This window comes from Nonomuraea sp. NPDC049649, from assembly GCF_040675175.1.
Classification (GTDB): Bacteria; Actinomycetota; Actinomycetes; order Streptosporangiales; family Streptosporangiaceae; genus Nonomuraea.
In genome coordinates this window covers 1-15,647 of record NZ_JBFAOH010000019.1, presented here as the reverse complement: position 1 = coordinate 15,647, position 15,647 = coordinate 1, and the positions used below count along the sequence as shown (strand labels likewise).

At 69.8% G+C, this 15,647-nt stretch carries 15 protein-coding genes; 6 read left to right on the top strand and 9 right to left on the bottom strand.

The window, feature by feature from the left end:
• Positions 1-194: 194 nt before the first annotated feature.
• Together AB0J42_RS23020 and AB0J42_RS23015 are read left to right on the top strand one after the other, a co-directional pair.
• Positions 195-1,505, top strand: a complete 1,311-nt coding sequence (locus AB0J42_RS23020; protein ID WP_364297578.1) for an RICIN domain-containing protein — start codon at positions 195-197, stop codon at positions 1,503-1,505.
• A gap of 16 nt (positions 1,506-1,521) precedes the next feature.
• Positions 1,522-2,976 carry an RICIN domain-containing protein gene (locus AB0J42_RS23015; RefSeq protein WP_364297576.1) on the top strand — a complete coding sequence of 485 codons (1,455 nt, stop codon included), beginning with the start codon at positions 1,522-1,524 and terminating at the stop codon, positions 2,974-2,976.
• Between the two features lie 5 nt (positions 2,977-2,981).
• On the opposite strand, the gene AB0J42_RS23010 is transcribed toward AB0J42_RS23015, so the two are convergent.
• The 9 genes from AB0J42_RS23010 to AB0J42_RS22970 all read right to left on the bottom strand — a co-directional run bounded on the left by AB0J42_RS23010 (position 2,982) and on the right by AB0J42_RS22970 (position 12,896).
• The gene (locus AB0J42_RS23010) at positions 2,982-4,106 is read right to left on the bottom strand and encodes a hypothetical protein (RefSeq protein WP_364297574.1); all 1,125 of its coding nucleotides are present in this window, start codon (positions 4,104-4,106) and stop codon (positions 2,982-2,984) included.
• The gene (locus tag AB0J42_RS23005; RefSeq protein WP_364297572.1) at positions 4,103-4,588 is read right to left on the bottom strand and encodes a SigE family RNA polymerase sigma factor; all 486 of its coding nucleotides are present in this window, start codon (positions 4,586-4,588) and stop codon (positions 4,103-4,105) included. Before AB0J42_RS23005 ends, AB0J42_RS23010 begins: the two co-directional genes overlap by 4 nt.
• 179 nt (positions 4,589-4,767) lie before the next feature.
• Positions 4,768-5,244 (bottom strand): EF-hand domain-containing protein, encoded by a 477-nt coding sequence (locus AB0J42_RS23000; RefSeq protein ID WP_364297570.1) that lies wholly within the window; start codon positions 5,242-5,244, stop codon positions 4,768-4,770.
• A 258-nt stretch (positions 5,245-5,502) separates the two neighbouring features.
• Positions 5,503-6,579 carry a ferric reductase-like transmembrane domain-containing protein gene (locus AB0J42_RS22995; RefSeq protein ID WP_364297568.1) on the bottom strand — a complete coding sequence of 359 codons (1,077 nt, stop codon included), beginning with the start codon at positions 6,577-6,579 and terminating at the stop codon, positions 5,503-5,505.
• 119 nt (positions 6,580-6,698) lie between these two features.
• The gene (locus AB0J42_RS22990) at positions 6,699-7,934 is read right to left on the bottom strand and encodes a HAMP domain-containing sensor histidine kinase (protein ID WP_364297566.1); all 1,236 of its coding nucleotides are present in this window, start codon (positions 7,932-7,934) and stop codon (positions 6,699-6,701) included.
• Positions 7,931-8,635, bottom strand: coding sequence for a response regulator transcription factor (locus AB0J42_RS22985; protein ID WP_364297564.1), 705 nt, complete (start codon positions 8,633-8,635; stop codon positions 7,931-7,933). The genes AB0J42_RS22990 and AB0J42_RS22985 overlap by 4 nt, the downstream gene beginning before the upstream one ends.
• Complete coding sequence (locus AB0J42_RS22980) at positions 8,607-9,818, bottom strand: glycosyltransferase (RefSeq protein WP_364297562.1); 1,212 nt, start codon at positions 9,816-9,818, stop codon at positions 8,607-8,609. The genes AB0J42_RS22985 and AB0J42_RS22980 overlap by 29 nt, the downstream gene beginning before the upstream one ends.
• A gap of 859 nt (positions 9,819-10,677) precedes the next feature.
• Positions 10,678-11,331, bottom strand: coding sequence for a DUF998 domain-containing protein (locus tag AB0J42_RS22975; RefSeq protein ID WP_364297560.1), 654 nt, complete (start codon positions 11,329-11,331; stop codon positions 10,678-10,680).
• Between the two features lie 71 nt (positions 11,332-11,402).
• Positions 11,403-12,896: an FAD-dependent oxidoreductase gene (locus AB0J42_RS22970; protein ID WP_364297558.1), complete on the bottom strand. Its 1,494-nt coding sequence runs from the start codon at positions 12,894-12,896 to the stop codon at positions 11,403-11,405.
• Positions 12,897-13,278: 382 nt separating this feature from the next.
• On the opposite strand from AB0J42_RS22970, the gene AB0J42_RS22965 reads away from it, so the two are divergent.
• From AB0J42_RS22965 to AB0J42_RS22950, 4 genes are all read left to right on the top strand, one after another.
• Positions 13,279-13,764 carry a MarR family transcriptional regulator gene (locus AB0J42_RS22965; protein ID WP_364297556.1) on the top strand — a complete coding sequence of 162 codons (486 nt, stop codon included), beginning with the start codon at positions 13,279-13,281 and terminating at the stop codon, positions 13,762-13,764.
• Between the two features lie 266 nt (positions 13,765-14,030).
• Complete coding sequence (locus AB0J42_RS22960) at positions 14,031-14,666, top strand: hypothetical protein (protein ID WP_364297554.1); 636 nt, start codon at positions 14,031-14,033, stop codon at positions 14,664-14,666.
• A gap of 131 nt (positions 14,667-14,797) precedes the next feature.
• Positions 14,798-15,124, top strand: coding sequence for a divalent-cation tolerance protein CutA (gene cutA / locus AB0J42_RS22955; RefSeq protein WP_364297552.1), 327 nt, complete (start codon positions 14,798-14,800; stop codon positions 15,122-15,124).
• Positions 15,125-15,437: 313 nt separating this feature from the next.
• On the top strand, positions 15,438-15,647 hold a 210-nt coding region (locus AB0J42_RS22950), incomplete at its 3' end, for a transposase (RefSeq protein ID WP_364297550.1).

Sequence of the window (15,647 nt, the reverse complement as noted above, 5' to 3'; positions counted from 1 at the left end):
CGTGAGAATGATCAATCATCGAGGTATTGACCGGCCCGGCATGAGCGCACACACTGATGCAACGCCGGCGTAATCGGCTGGGCCCCCGTCGTCGCGGGCCGCACGCCTGGCGTACCGACCATCACTGACGCCCTCATTTCTAGACAGGCGTTTCCTGTTAACGCTAACAATGCCTTCTGGTAAGGAGATCATCCGTGCATGGAAAGCTGAGGGTCAGACGATGGCTGGCCCGGCTCTGCGTCCTGGCGCTCGCCACCGCAGGCGCCGCGGTGGGCCTCACCTCACCCGCCCAGGCCGCCCCCGGCTACGTCTACACCACGTTCAAGGGAGACGCCGCCGCCGACCAGGAACTCTGGGTCTACTCGTCGGCCGACGGCACGAACTTCAGCGTCCTCGCCGACACGAACTACCGCGGCCCGTCCGGCGCGCTGCGCGATCCCAGCATCATCCGGCACAACGGCCTCTACTACATCGCCCACACCGTCCAGTCGTGGACCACGAACTCCACCCACTTCAACATCGCCTCCAGCCCCGACCTGATCAACTGGACGCACGTGACCAGCGTCGGCTCCGGCATCGCCGACACCCGCTTCACCTGGGCGCCCGAGTTCTACGTCGAAGGCGGCACCGTCCGGATCATCGTGAGCATCGCCCAGACGACCTGCTCCGACTGCTTCCGCCCGTACATCTTCACCGCCCAGAACAGCTCGCTGACCTCCTGGAGCGGCCCCGCCCCGATGGGCGGCCTCAGTTACCACTACATAGACACGTACGTGGTGAAGTCGGGCAGCACCTACCACGCCTTCACCAAGAACGAGACCACCAAGTACATCGAGCACTGGACCAGCACCAGCCTCACCAGCGGGTGGAGCAACCAGGGCCGGCTGTGGACCTCCGGCTACGAAGGGCCGGCCGTGCTGCGGATGAGCGACGGCTCCTGGCGCATCTGGGTCGACAAGTACACCAACGGCGGCATCTGGACCGCCACCAGCCCGGACCTCGACACCTGGTCGGGCCTGAGCCAGATCAGCTGCCCGGGCTGCCGCCACGGCACGATCCTGCCGGTGACCGACCTGCCCGGCCCGGCGCCCGTACACCGCGTGACCAACCGCAACAGCGGCAAGGTCATCGACGTCATCTCCGCCTCCACCGCGAACAACGCCGAAATCAAACAGTGGACCTGGAACGGCGGCGGCAACCAGAAGTGGCAGTTCCAGGACGCCGGCGGCGGCTACGTCCGCATCGTCAACCAGCACAGCGGCAAATGCCTCGACGTGGCCGGCGCCTCGACCGCCGACGGGGCCGACATCATCCAGTACACCTGCGGCGGCGGTACGAACCAGCAATGGCAGTGGCAGGCCGTCGGCGCCTACTTCCAGATCGTCGCCCGGCACAGCGGCAAATGCCTCGACGTCGCCGGCTTCGGCACCGGCGACGGCGCCGACATCCAGCAGTACGCCTGCACCGGCGGCACCAACCAGCAGTGGACCCGTACCCAGGTCTGACCCGATGGGACACCTCATGATCAAAACCCGGTCCTTACTGACGGCCCTCGCGCTCACCGCCATGACCGGCCTCGTCGTCACCGCGCCCCCGGCCCAGGCCGCCACCAGCCAGTTCCGCGGCATGAACTGGGCCGTGCTGGGCGACAACTTCAGCACCGGCCCGCTCGTCCTGCACGGCCTCAGCCACTCCGACAGCAACGCGACCGTACGGGCGAAAGCCGACGCCCTCTACGACGACATGGCCTCGACCCTGGGCGTCAACACCGTCCGGCTGCCCATCAACACCCACACCGTGGCCGACACCACCTGGTGGAACGCCTACCGCGGCGCCATCGACGCCGCCACCGCCCGCGGATTCAAGGTCATCCTCGCGTACTGGGAGGACGGCGCCGCCTCCGGCGGCCGGATCACGAACCTCGCCGCCTGGAACACCATGTGGTCCAGCGTCACCCATACCTACGGCTCGAACCCCAGCGTCTACTTCGAGCCGATGAACGAGCCGCACGGCTACAGCTCCGCGGAGTGGCGCGACGTGGCGGCCGACTGGCTCGGCTACCACACCTCGGCCGTCCCCGGCCGGGTGCTCATCGGCGGCACCGGCTACAGCCAGGACCTGCGGGACGTCTGCAACGACAGCCGCTTCAACGCGACCCTGCTCTCCTTCCACCACTACGCGTTCTTCTACGGCGCGATGACCTACGACGCCTTCCGCGGCCACATCCAGACCCGGCTCGGCAACTGCGCCTCCCGCGCGGTCGCGACCGAGTTCGGCGCGCCGATGGCCACCGGCCTCGACTACAGCGACCCGGACAGCACCGACAACTTCGTCCGCCACATCCGCGCGATGGCCCAGGTCATGCGCGACAACCAGATGGGCGGCACCTACTGGCCCGCGCTCGGCGGCAAACCGACCGGCAGCTCCGGCTACGACTACTACTCCATGTACGGCCTCACCGGCAGCGGCACCGACCTGGGTCTGACCGTCCGCAACCCCTCCGGCGCCGACCGGCTGCGGTACGCCTGGGGCGACAACGTCACCCCTGCTCCCCCGCCGACGTACTACCGGGTCGACGTGCGCCACAGCGGCAAGGTCATGGACGTCCAGCAGCCCAACACCGACGACGGCGCACGCGTCGGCCAGTACGCCTACAACGGCAACGCCTGGCAGCAGTGGCGGTTCCAGGACGCCGGCAGCGGCTACTGGCGCCTGATCAGCCGCCACAGCGGCAAGTGTCTCGACGTGGTCAGCGCCTCGACCGCCGACGGCGCCGAACTCATCCAGTACACCTGCGGCACCGGTACGAACCAGCAGTTCCAAATGGTCGCCAGCGGAAGCCACTTCCAGCTCCGGGCCCGGCACAGCGGCAAATGCGTCGACGTACCGGCCGCCTCGACGGCGGACGGCGTGATCCTCAAGCAGTATCCGTGCAACTCCGGCACGAACCAGCAGTGGTCCCGCACCCCCGTCTGACGGATCTACCCGTGGTCCTCGTGCCAGAGTTCGGCGCCGTCCGCGTCGTAGCCGACGATCCGGAAACCGTCGCGGTACAGGTCCTCGCTGTGCCGCTGCGTCCCCGCGAACAGGCGGAAGCCGTCGATCTTCCACGGATTCCGCCTGGTCTCGGCCTTGACGGTCGTGCCGTCCTTGAAGACCAGTTCGACCCGTGCGGTCTCGGTGCCGGTGATGCCGAACCAGTGCTCCTTGTGGTCGCGCAGTTCCACGTTCATCGGCTTGCCGCCCAGGTCGGTCAGGGGTCCGCCGGACGTGATCGCGTGCGTACGCCCGACGGCCTGACCGTTCCGCTTCCAGATCAGGGTCTTGCCGGGTGTCTCGTACAGACCCACAACGAGCTTGCCCGGCATGTCCAGGGTCGGCCCCACCGGCTTGGCCTGGGCTTCCGGATAGGCGCCCCGCCGCTGCGGCTCGATCCTGGTGACCGTCTCGCCCCCGGGGCCCGCGAACTCGAACACCGTCACCGTCTTGTCCGAGGGGACGGTGACCGTCCAGATGCCCTGGGGCGCGCCCTCGGGACGGTGGAGCGTTCCGGTGACCTTGCCCTCGCCGGTGAGAGCGGTGACGCGGGCGACCTTGTCCCGTGCGGTGCCGAAGTACATCACCTGCCCTGTGGCCGGGGCGGGGAAAGTCTCCGTAGAGCCCTGCTGGGTCGCCTCCTCGTCGCCGAGAGGCCCGCCGCACCGCTCTGTCCGGAAACCGGTCCTGTCGATCACCCGCTCGCACAGGACCGTGCCGTCGTCGGTCCTGGCGTACCAGAGGTGGATGGGGCGCTTCTGGGAGGGATTGTCGATCTCCACGACCTCGCCGATCCGGTACTCGTCGCCGGTGTGGTTCCTGGGAGGAACGCTCGGGGTGACGGTGGTGCTGATGGTCCCCGTGACGACGTCGCCGCCCCCGGTCGCGATCAGGCCGGCCGGGAGGGCGATCGCCGTGACACAGACGCCCGTCATCAGCGCGGTCCGCGCCGTCCTGCGCCTGTTCGACAGCGCGACCACCTCGGCGGGGAAGCTCGGCGGCGCCTTGGGGGCGCGCTGGGCAGTACGTCCGAGTTCCCTGCGCAGATAGGTTTCGAACTCGTCGCTCATAGGGGCTTCCCGTTCTCTGTGGGGTTGGGCAGGGTGGTGCGGAGCTTGGCCAGGCCGAGCGACGCGTGGCTGCGCACGGTGCCGCGGGAGAGGCCGAGCACGGCGGCGATCTCCTCGTCCGACAGGTCCTCGTAGTAGCGCAGCACCAGCACCGCACGCTGCCTCTTCGGCAGCCCGGCCAGCGCAGGCCAGAGACCGTCATCGGAGGGTGGCCGGTCGGTCTGCGCCGTGTCGGGCAGGGCCCAGTCGAGCCGCTCCCGCCTGCGTAACCGCCACGTCCTGATGTGCAGCCTGGTCATGATCATCCGCGTGTACGCTTCCGGTGCCTGTTTCTGACGCACCCGCGGCCAGGCGCGATGGAGCCGGACCAACGCCTCCTGGGTGAGATCGGCCGCGTCATGCGGATTACCGCTGAGCAGGTAGCCGTAACGCAGCAGGGAATCCGCCCTCTGCGCCACGAAATCCTCGAAGCGCTCATCCAACGAGCTCTGCCTTTCCATGGTTTCGTCTTGGGGTAGAGCACCCTGACGGGTCAGACTGTTGAACCACCACAGCGAACTGGCGCAGGACGGGACCCGCAGCTCTTCGGACGACCTCCAGCACGCCGAAGGGCCGGACTCCCGCAACGGGACTCCGGCCCTTCGGCGGTCAAGGACCTCGATCAGGCGGCAGGGGGTATGCCGAAGACGTGGCTTCCCGGCGCCGCGGGGTCGTCCCCCACCCAGAACTCCCGCCAATGGCGGACGAACTCCGTACGGGAGACGGTGCCGTCGCCATCGGCGTCGAGGCGGACGAACACGGCGGCGGTGTCGGTGGGGCTGCCGTTCCACGCCTCGATCATGCGCTGGTATTCGGACGGTGAGATCCGGCCGTCGCCGTCCTCGTCGATGGCCTCGAACATGGCCTCGGCGGTGGCGTCCACCGCGTCCGGCGCCCGGACGAGCAGATCCACGACGGTGAGGACGTCGTCGAGCGTGACCGACTCGGGGTCGCGGGAGCGCTCGGCGAGCGTTCCCCACCAGCCGCGCATGATCGCCGTGAGGCGCTCCTCGTCGCCCGCCGCGCGAACGGACGCCCAGCGCCCCGCGAGGGCATCGAAATCGCTCTCGCGCAGTACGCCGTCGCCGTCGACATCCATAGCGCCGAAAACGAGTTGTACTTTGTCCCGCTGAAATGTGCTCGCCATGCCCCGATCGTCCCCAGCCTCACCATCGGTGACTCCTGTCGCAACAGCTCCCCACCCCTCTCCATAGAGTGAAGAACTTGTCGCTAAGAGTCACCCGCGCGCGGCAGACCTCTCACTCTTCGAGGTCTTCGTGTGGACGTCCGCCGACCGGCCCGCCTCTCCGTCCACCTACGGCCTGCAACCCATGATCGTCGAGTTTCAGAACCTCGGTCAGGCCAACGGCGGCGACATCCGCTGCTGGTGAGCTTCCGCCGCCGGACGTGAATCCGGAGGAGTCTGTCGTACGGGTCGCATCCGGTACGCGACGACCGCGATGACGGCGGCCAGCACAGCGAGTCCCACCCAGATCTGTGCCTGGGTGACGTTCAGCGGGGCGCCGTCGACGCCGGGGGTGCGGCCGCCGTCCCGGCCGGTGACCGTCACCGCGAGCAGGACGACGATGGTGGCGGCGACGGCGAGCCGGCCCGTCAGGCGAGAAACGGCAGCCAGGGGGCCGGGGCGTCTGGCGGCGTCGCGGAGGTGGAGGCGTTCGCTGCGCCGGGCGGGGGCCAGCAGGCGGACGAGGAACAGGGCGGCGATGGGCAGCTGGAGCAGCCACACCACGGTGCGGAACGCCCCGTCGTACCAGACGTTCGTCCCGTACAGCAGCGTGTGCCACACGCTGAGGACGTAGACGACGATGACGAACCGGTGCAGGGCGCGCCACATGCGCGAGCCGGTGGTGTTGCGCAGGTAGAAGGCGAGGCCGAGCGGGATCGCCAGATAGAGGGCGAGCAGGCCGATGAGGATGGCGATCTTGCCGGTGCCCGAGGGGTAGGCGCCGGGGACGAAGGTGTGGGCGAAGAAGGTGGACAGGCGGCCGAGCCATTCCTGCTCGTACCGGTTGCCGCGGACCAGTTCGGCGAAGAACATGATCGCGTGCGCGAACATCAGGGCGATGGTGGTCAGGCTGGTGGTGCGGTGCCAGCGCTCGATCCGCGCGGCCGGGATGCGCAGCCAGCCGGGGCGGGTGCTCGACCGGACGAGACCGAGCATCATGGTGATCCACGCCCAGAGCAGGGCGGACCAGCCGAACGCCTGGCATAACCAGTACATCCAGTGCAGGCGGGCGTCGGCCATGTCCGGCATGACCTGGAGCGTCATGGAGGTTCCGGCGGATACTCGCGCGTACAGCCACGCGAAGATGACGCCGGTGATCACCAGGGCGGCGGTCGCGTCGGGTACCGCTCCGCGTAAGTCCGCCTTCAACCCGGTCCAGTCGAACCGCTTCCGTGAGACAGCCGTCATCGCACGACACCGCTTTCGTGTGGGGGAAACTACGACGATGCGTTCTTCGGACTCAAGATCACCGTAACCCGCAAATCGCCATATTTCCGACTAAGACGGGAAATTTCCCCACACACCCCTCAAGGTTTCACCGGCAGCCGGACGATGAACGTCGCCCCCAGCCCCACCCCCCGCGAGGTCGCCGTGATCTCGCCGCCGTGCGCCCCGACGATGCCGCGGGCGATGGTCAGCCCGATGCCGCTCCCGCCCGCGGGCGCCGCACGCCCCGGATGCTGGACGCGTTCGAACCGGGTGAAGATCCGGGCCAGGTCGTCGGCGGCGATGCCCACGCCGGTGTCCTGCACGCGGATCTCGACCCGCGGCTCCGGGCCGCGGACCGCGTGCACGCCCACCGTCACCAGGCCGCCGGGGTCGCAGGCGGCCAGGGCGTTGCCCAGCAGGTTGACCAGCACCTGCGTGATGCGGCCCGAGTCGAGCTCGGCCATGACCGGCGGCCCCGGGATGGTGGTGAGCGTGACCTCGCCGTCCTCGAACTGGGGCCGCAGCCGTTCGGCGGTCCTCGCCACCAGCGCGGTCACGTCAGTGGGCGTGTAATCCAGGACGAACGCCCCCTCCTCGACGCGGGAGAGGTTGGACAGGTCGTCCGCGAGGCGCCGCAGCCGGTTGAGGTCGTCGGCGAGGGAGGCGAACATGAGGCCGTCGGGCTTGAAGATGCCGTCGGCCATGCCCTCGATCTGCCCTCGGAGGATGGTCAGGGGCGTGCGCATCTCGTGGGCGACCTCGGAGACGAGGCGGGCCCGGCGGCGCTCCATGTCGGCGAGCGCCGCCGCCAGCCGGTTCACGTCCTCGACCAGGGCGGCCAGCCCCGGCTCGCGCGGCACGTCCAGCACGTCGTCGTAGTGCCCCTGCGCGAGCCGGTGCGTCGCGGCGCTGACCTGGCGCAGCGGCCGCAGCAGGAACCGGGAGAACACCACCGACATCACGATCGCCGCGACCATCCCGGCGGTCAGCGCGGGCCAGACCAGCCCGACGCCGACCTTCTCCTGGACGCCCCGGGCGAGCAGCTCGACCACCGCCGATTCGAGGCTGGAGAACCTCCGGGTGAGCTCGCCGTAGTCGTCGAACCCGGCCAGGGCCTCGGCGGCGATGTTGACCGTCATGAGCGTCACGGCCAGCACCGCCACGTGCGACAGCGCCAGCCGGACGGTCAGCGGCAGCGCCGGCAGCCGCCGCCACAGCGCCGCGACCGGCCGCAGCGCCCGCCGCACGGGCGCCGGGATCCGCCGCCGCAGCGCCTCCGCTCGTACGAACGACCGCAGCCGAGCCCTGGCCGGTACGGCGCGACGGCGCCTCATCCGAGGGGCCGGGCGAGGAAGCGGTAGCCGATGGCCCGCACCGTGCCCACGAAGCAGGGCGCGTTGGCGTCGTCGCCGAGCGCGCGCCGCAGCGTGCGGATGTGGACGTCCACCACGCGTTCGTCGCCGAAGAAGTCGCGGCCCCACACGTGGTCGATCAGCCCCCGGCGGGTGAACACCCGGCCCGGCGCGCCGGCCAGCACCAGCAGCAGGTCGAAGTCGAGCGCGGACAGGTCCACCGAGCGGCCCTCGCCGACGACGACGGTCCGCGCGTCGGGGTCGATGACCAGCCCGTCGAAGCGCAGGGCCCGGTCCTCCGGCGCGGAGTCGGGGCCGTCCGCGCGGCGGAGGATGGCCCGCGCCCGCAGGGCCAGCTCCCGGGCGCTGAACGGTTTGGTGACGTAGTCGTCGCTGCCCGCCGTGAAGCCGATGACCCGGTCCACCTCCTCCGTCCGCGCCGTCAGCAGGATCACCGGCACCTGGCTGGTGACCCGGATGCGGCGCAGCACCTCGAACCCGTCCAGCCCGGGCAGCATCACGTCGAGCACCACCAGGTCGGGTTTCTCGCGGATGACCGAGTCCAGGCCGGACGGCCCGTCCGCGGCCTCTAAGACCTCGAAGCCGTCCGCCTCCAGATAGCCGCGTACCGTCATCCGGATCTTGGGCTCGTCGTCAACGACCAGAATGCGCTGGGTGCTCATGCCTGTCTCCGTCCCGGGCGTGCTGGAAGTGCCGGGGTGTCGCGGCCGCTTCCTGGTAGAGGTTTTCGAAGGTGTCCAGGGTGTCCGCGATGTCATGTCTGGCGACGATCTCACGGCTGGCGTCGCCCATGCGCGCCCGGGTCGCGGCGTCGCCCAGCACCGAGCCGAGGGCCGCGGCCAGCGCGGCGACGTCGCCGGGCGGGAAGAGCTGCCCGTTGACTCCAGGGTGGACCAGGTGCGGCAGGGCCACGGCGTCGGCGGCGACGACGGGCTTTCCGGCGGCCATCGCCTCCAGGGTGGCGATGCTCTGCAGCTCGGCCGTACCGGGCATGCAGAACACGTCGCAGCGCGCGTACGCCTCCAGGAGCTCCTGTTCGTCGACGTAGCCGTGGAAGACGACGCGGTCGGCGACGCCGATCGCGCGGGCGAGCTCCTCCAGCTCGCCGCGGCGGGAGCCGTCGCCCACGATCTCGACCGTGACGGCGGGCTCCTTGGGCTGCAGCGCCAGCGCGCGCAGGAGAACGTCGATGTTCTTCTCCGCGTCCAGCCGGCCCACGAACAGCACGCGCAGTCCGCCGTCCGTCCGCTCCGCCGGGGGCTGGGCGAAGCGGCGCAGATCCAGCCCGCAGGACACCGGAAGGATCGTACCGTCCAGCCCGTGCTCGCGCAGCAGCCCGACGGCGCGCGGAGTGGGCGCGGTGACGATCTGCGCGCGGCCGAAGATCCGGACGCAGTCGCGCCAGGCCAGCCGGCTGAGCGCGGCGGCGAGCCGGCCCGGCAGCGGGGCGTAGCCGACGAGGTTCTCCGGCATGAAGTGGTTGGTCGCCACGACGGGCACGCCCTTGCGCCGCGCGAGGCCGCTCAGCGTCCGGCCTACCCCGAAATGGGACTGTACGTGAACCACGTCGGGTGCGATGCGGTCGAGCAGCCGGACGGCCGCCCCGCGGATCCGCCAGGGGACGCTGACGCGGAAGCTGGGATGGAACGGGGTGCCGTACGAGGGGACGCGGTGAACCGTCGGGCCGTCGTACCCGGGTACGGGGCCCTGTGCGGCGGGACAGATGACGTGGACGTCATGACCACGCTCGGCGAGACCGACAGCCAGGCGGTGCGCGAAGTTGGCCGCGCCGTTGACGTCGGGAGGATAGGTGTCCGCTCCGATGACGATGCGCTTGATGGGCATGGGGTGCTCCTGTCGTGAGAAGGGGGATCTTGGGGAAAGTCGGCGCCGGTGGGGATGTCGCGGGACAGCCGGACGACCCCGCCGATCGCGAGGGCGGCGAAGAGCAGCCCCGCGGCGGCGATCGGCCAGGTCAGGCCGGGTGCCTCACCGAGTACGCCGATGCCGATGGAGACGGCTACCAGCGGGTCCACGACGGTGAGGTTCGCGACCGTGCCCTCGGGCGGTCCTTCGGCGTGCGCGCGCTGTACGAGCCAGAAGCCCGCGAGGATCGCCGCCGCGAGACCGACGAGGATGCCGAGCAGTTCCACGCCGATGCCGTGCGCCGCGTACCGTTCGGTGGCGGCCCGCACGAGCGTGGAGGTGCAGCCGTAGGCGGTGCCCCCGCCCACGCCCAGCACCAGGAACCTGGCCCGGCCGTGCAGCAGGCGGGCGGCGAACCGGCAGCAGGCCACCACCACGGCGACCATCGCGCCGGCGCTGAGCAGCGCCTCCGTGGTGATCGGGACGGGGGCGGTGTTCAGCGCGGCGAGCACCGCGAACGCCACCGTCCCGACGAGGATCATGGTCAGCGCCCAGCCGGTGCTCCGGCGCAGCCGTTCGCCGCGGGTCCGCAGCCCCAGCAGGACGCCCACCACGATCCCGATCACGCCCGCCGGTTCGACCACGGTCACCGGGGCCATCCGGAGCGCGAAGACCTGGAACACCGCCCCGAGCGCCAGCAGCGCCAGACCGGCCTGCCAGCGGGGCCGGCGCGCCGCCGCCCGCAGGGACGGGGCGTCCCCCGAGACGCTGTGCTGCAGCCAGGTCCCGGCCGTGAAGCAGCACGCGTTGAGCAGGGCCAGGCCGATGGCGAGCCAGGTCACCGCTCCTCCCGGCTTGCCTGCACGGCCTCGGCCAGCATGAACAGCAGGCTCAGCTCCAGGGCCAGGGTCACCCGTTCGGTCAGGCCCAGCAGGCTGCCGATCGCCCGCGCGGCCCGGTTGGGCCGGGGGGCCGTGGCGCACAGGTGCGCGCCCAGGAAGGCGACGCCGCCGGCGGCGCTCGCCCAGGAGGTGCGGCGCAGCGCCCGCACCTTCTTCTCCCAGCCGGGCACCCCCCGCAGCCGCCGGGCGATCAGCAGCCCGACGGCCGGGAGCGTCGCGATCGCGCCGCCCGCCGCGTACCGGTGTGCTAACCCGCTGGCCGTGGGCGCGCCGTCCAGCGGATCGGTCCGGAAGATCCCGGTGAGCGCCATCCCGCCGCACCACACGCCCAGCAGCGCGGTGGCGGGTGTCCCGACCGGCAGCCGGGACCGGACGAGTCCGGCGAGCAGCGCCGCCGAACCCGCAGAGAGGCTGGCCACTGTCCCGGCGAACACCGCGGCGGCACCCTTGCTCAGCGCGTAGTCGCTGACCGTGTGCCGCACGGTGTCCACCTGCTTCGCCCATCCGATGTGCAGGGCGGTGGCGCCGACCAGTGACCCGGCCAGACCGGCATGGGCCGCGACCGCGAGTTTTCGGTGAGAGCTGTCCATGCCCGTTAGGAAACCGGTGCGCCGTGTGGCTCGTACGGGGGAGATCGTGAAGCTTCTGTGAAGCGACTACGTCACCGCACGGGGTTGACGCCGACGCCGTCGAGGTAGGCCTCGATCAGGCCGGGGTCGTGGCTCACGGCCGCGACGTATCCGTCCGGCCGGACGAGCACCCACTCCTGGGGCGACAGCCCGTACGCGTTCTGGAAGTGGCCCCCCGTGTCGAGGATGTCGCCGCCGACGACGTGGATGTGCAGGCCCTTGCGCGGCTCCGGGATCCGGGAGCCGCCGGGCTCGTAGCCGACCAGAGTCCAGTGCGTCCCCTGGAACAGGCGGAACAGCCGCGTGGGAAGCCCGCCCGCGCCGGTGACGGGCGCGTCGGGCGCGCGGTCGCCGGGCGAGACGCCCTTGTCGCGCTCGGTGCCGGCCAGCGACAGGGACGAGTCCCGGTAGCCGAGGTCGAGCTGGCTCACCTCGCGGCCCCGGCGTGACTCACCCCGGTTCTTGGCCGCGTCGAGCAGCTGCTTGGTCATACGGAGGACCCCCTCGGCGATCGGCCGGCGCTCCTCCTCGTAGGTGGCCAGCAGCGACTCCGGCGCGCCGTCGAGCACGGCGGCGAGCTTCCAGCCGAGGTTGTAGGCGTCCTGGATGCTGGTGTTCAGGCCCTGCGCGCCGGTCGGCGGATGGCAGTGCGCGGCGTCGCCGGTCAGAAGCACCCGCCCCCGCTGGAATGCTTCCGCCAGCCGCGCCTGCATCGTGTACACCGACGCCCAGGCCACCTCGGTGACCACGAGGTCGTCCCGGCCGCTGCACTTCCGGACGACGGCGGTGAGCCCTTCCGCCGAGAGGTCGACGTCCCCGTCCGGAGCCATGGCCATGAGCTGGAACAGCCGGTCGGAGCCGTAGAGCGGGCACAGCGAGAGGGCCTGCTTGGGCGCGCCCATGCCCCAGCGGTGCCAGTACTCCCACGAAAGGCCGTCGACCTTCACGTCGGCCACGATCGACCGCACGTCCAGGCTCTTCCCGGGGAACTCGATGCCGGCGGCGCGGCGGACGAAGCTGGACCCGCCGTCGGCGCCGACCAGGTAGGCGGCCCGCAGGACCTGCTCGCCGTGCGGGGTGGCGATCCGCGCGGTCACGCCGTCGGCGTCCTGCTCGAAGCCGACGAGCTCGCAGTTGTACTCGGGGGCGTGGCCGAACTCGGCCAGCCGCTCACGCAGCCGGCGCTCGGTCAGGTTCTGCGGGACGAGCAGCGGGATCTGGTACGGCTCGCTCGGCGTCGGCTCCGGCCGGGGCCCGTCGGGCTTGTCGACCGGGCCCTCCGGCATGTAGTTACGCGGAATGGGATAGATGCCGCCGGTGGCGACGAGCTTGTCGATGACGCCGAGGTCCTCGTACACCTCCTCGGTGCGCGCCTGGATGCCCTTGCCGCGCGAGCCGATGAACGGGTGCGGCGCCTTGTCGATCAGCGCGAACGACACGTTCCTGCGGGCGAGGTCGATGGCGAGGGTCAGCCCCGCCGGGCCGGAACCACAGATGATCACATCGAAGTCGTTGGCGTGTGCCACGGTTCACCTCTCCGATCGCCGGCCGGGGTCGTTCCCTCGGCCGAAATTATGTGCTTGATGCACGGAGTATGTTCCGCAGCTTTCTCGGCCGTCAACCCCTCTCCGAGGGTCGCACGCCACCTTTGATGGCCTGTCTACGCTTGCGAGCTGGGCTTTCAGGATTCCTGAGGACGGCGAAAATCTTGCTTCAGGCACGCCTTCGCACTCGCAAAAATTATGTGTACCATGAACGCATCTACCCGGAGGTGATCACCATGACCACCCGTCGCGGGGACCGGTCACCCGGCACGCGGGAACGGCACGAGCTGCCTCGCCCGGCCGCCAGGAGGCTGTCGATATCCTCGCCTTGGCATCTCCCCGTCGTAAGGCACCGGTGACGAGCATGACTTCCCGACACCGCCGGCACATCGCGTACCGGCGCCTGCACGAATCGGTCGTCGAACTGACCGGGCTCCTGAACATGCCGCAACGCGACGAAGCCCTCATGGCCGAAGCGGGCATCGACCTCGACCAGACGCTGTTCAAACTGATCATCGGCATCCGGCAGCTCGGGCCGATCGGCGTGGTCGAACTCGCCGAACGGATCGGGCGCGACCACACCACCATCAGCCGCCAGGTGGCCAAACTCGCCGAACTCGGCCTCGTCGAACGCCGCCCCAGCCCGGAGGACCGGCGCGTCAAGGAAGCCGTGATCACCAGCGCGGGCCGCCGCGTCACGGACGCCCTCGACGAGGCCCGCCAGCGCATCCTCGACTCGGCGTTCGCCGAATGGAGCGACCGCGACCTCGTACAGTTCGAACAGCTGCTGCGCCGATGCGTCGACGACATGCACGCCATGCACGCGGCCGCCAAGGAAAAGAGCGGCTAGCTCTCTGTCGGCACCTGGCTCATGCCTTGCTCGACGGGTACATGACTCAGAGAGCGATTCGCGTTCGCGTGTACGTCGGTGGTGATGGGCACCGCACGGAAGCTGAGGGCACCGCCGATCAACGTACGTACGTCCCGGCATCCCGGAGACCGCGACCACCGAGGCGACCCGCCTTAGCCCTCACCTTTCTGGACAACTCGCATGTTTACCTGATCAACTTCTGAAAAGCCCGAATGCAGCACACCGAAAGACGACCTCACGAGCCCATGACCCTCATCACCCTGCGGCAGGCCGCCGCCCGCCTCAATCTCTCGTACGCCGCTCTACAGAAGATCGCGGCTGCCGGCCTGCTTCGCGCGACGAGTCAGCACGCCGGCAAGTCAGTCATCCCTGCGGACGTGGCGGACCGGATCGGGACTCGCCCCGCTGTCGCTCTACATCACCTGCTGCCAACGGCGACGGGCAGCGCCACGATGGCAGTGTTACGCGTCGACGTGGCGAAGCCCGTCCCGGATAAGGATCGCTCCTTCATCGGTTTTCATGCCGATCTGCCACCTGATGACCTGTTGGAGGCCCTACGCGGATGGTGGGTGGGCAGACCGGAAAAGATCGTCCAGGCTGGCGTCCTCCCGGTGACACTCGGCGGATTCGTCGTCGCCGTACTGACGGGGCTGAGCTACTGGGACACCAAGCTGACCGACAGTGGCGTGACCCGTCACCGTTTCGACGCGAGACTCGCCGGCTACATCAGCGACCTCGACAATCCCACCAACATGATCACGGCCGGCACAGCCGACGACCAGCGCACCGCCGAACTCCTCCTCGGCAAGCGCCTCGACTCCACGGCCGGCGGCCCTGTCGCCTACGTGAGCGCACCCGCTATCCCGTCAGCCGGCCTCTGAGCTCAACGGCCACTGATCCCACGGCAGCACCCGGTGTCCCGGGACCGACCCCCCGACCGCACGCCCGGGCGGAGGGCCGGCGCCGCGCCGCCGCTTGATACCTGCGAGAACGATTCGGCAGTGTAAGAGGCATGGCCGACTACATCGAGGTTCATGTGACCGCCGGCGACCGGGACGAGGCGGCGCGGATCAGCCGGGTCGCGGTGGAACGGCGCCTGGCCGCCTGCGCCCAGACGGTCGGGCCGATCACCTCGACCTACTGGTGGGAGGGCGAGGTCGAGGAGTCCGAGGAGTGGCTGGTGCTGTTCAAGACCACCGCCGACCTGTTCGACAAGCTGGCCGCGAGCGTGCGGGAGACGCACTCGTACGATGTGCCGGAAATCATCGCGGTGCCGGTACGAGCGGGAATCAGCGACTACCTGTCGTGGATCACCAAGGAGACCGCCTCACCGAGCTGATGATGTGACCGCTCTGACTCCACCCGATCCCCTGCCGCATTTCTACGACTGCGGCTGCCCCGACATCTACTTCTGCCCTACTTCACAAGAGGTCGAATGCCCCCGCCACAGCGGGTTCGACATCTGCTGTGACAACATCGCCGGCCATATCCCCGTACGAGCGCATATCTCCTCTGCCTGATCATCCCGCCTGCCGTACCGGAGAGTGGGATGATCAGGCCACTTGCATCGAGCGTCGGCGCTACTGAGCTTCCCCCCGTTTTCCGGACACTTGCCCTGAGGTCACCCTTGATCATCAGGAAGGATGTCCCCCATGCCCGCACCTCACCCGCCAGAGTTCCGACGCCGCGCGGTCGAGCTCGCGCGCCAAGGCGACAAACCACTCGTCCAGCTCGCCAAAGACCTCGGCGTCAGCCGATCGTGCCTGCAGAACTGGCTGCGACAGGCCGACGCCGACGACAACCGCGGTGCCGGCGACCGGCTGACCAGCGCCGAGAAGAAGGAGCTCGCCGAACTGCGCCGC

Bases quoted from the DNA above. Each gene is read 5' to 3' on its own strand.
- AB0J42_RS23015 (WP_364297576.1), top strand. From the start codon at position 1,522: ATGATCAAAACCCGGTCCTTACTGACGGCCCTCGCGCTCACCGCCATG.
- AB0J42_RS23010 (WP_364297574.1), bottom strand. From the start codon at position 4,106: ATGAGCGACGAGTTCGAAACCTATCTGCGCAGGGAACTCGGACGTACT.
- AB0J42_RS23000 (WP_364297570.1), bottom strand. From the start codon at position 5,244: ATGGATGTCGACGGCGACGGCGTACTGCGCGAGAGCGATTTCGATGCC.
- AB0J42_RS22995 (WP_364297568.1), bottom strand. From the start codon at position 6,579: ATGACGGCTGTCTCACGGAAGCGGTTCGACTGGACCGGGTTGAAGGCG.
- AB0J42_RS22990 (WP_364297566.1), bottom strand. From the start codon at position 7,934: ATGAGGCGCCGTCGCGCCGTACCGGCCAGGGCTCGGCTGCGGTCGTTC.
- AB0J42_RS22985 (WP_364297564.1), bottom strand. From the start codon at position 8,635: ATGAGCACCCAGCGCATTCTGGTCGTTGACGACGAGCCCAAGATCCGG.
- AB0J42_RS22980 (WP_364297562.1), bottom strand. From the start codon at position 9,818: ATGCCCATCAAGCGCATCGTCATCGGAGCGGACACCTATCCTCCCGAC.
- AB0J42_RS22975 (WP_364297560.1), bottom strand. From the start codon at position 11,331: ATGGACAGCTCTCACCGAAAACTCGCGGTCGCGGCCCATGCCGGTCTG.
- AB0J42_RS22965 (WP_364297556.1), top strand. From the start codon at position 13,279: ATGACTTCCCGACACCGCCGGCACATCGCGTACCGGCGCCTGCACGAA.
- AB0J42_RS22960 (WP_364297554.1), top strand. From the start codon at position 14,031: ATGACCCTCATCACCCTGCGGCAGGCCGCCGCCCGCCTCAATCTCTCG.
- cutA (WP_364297552.1), top strand. From the start codon at position 14,798: ATGGCCGACTACATCGAGGTTCATGTGACCGCCGGCGACCGGGACGAG.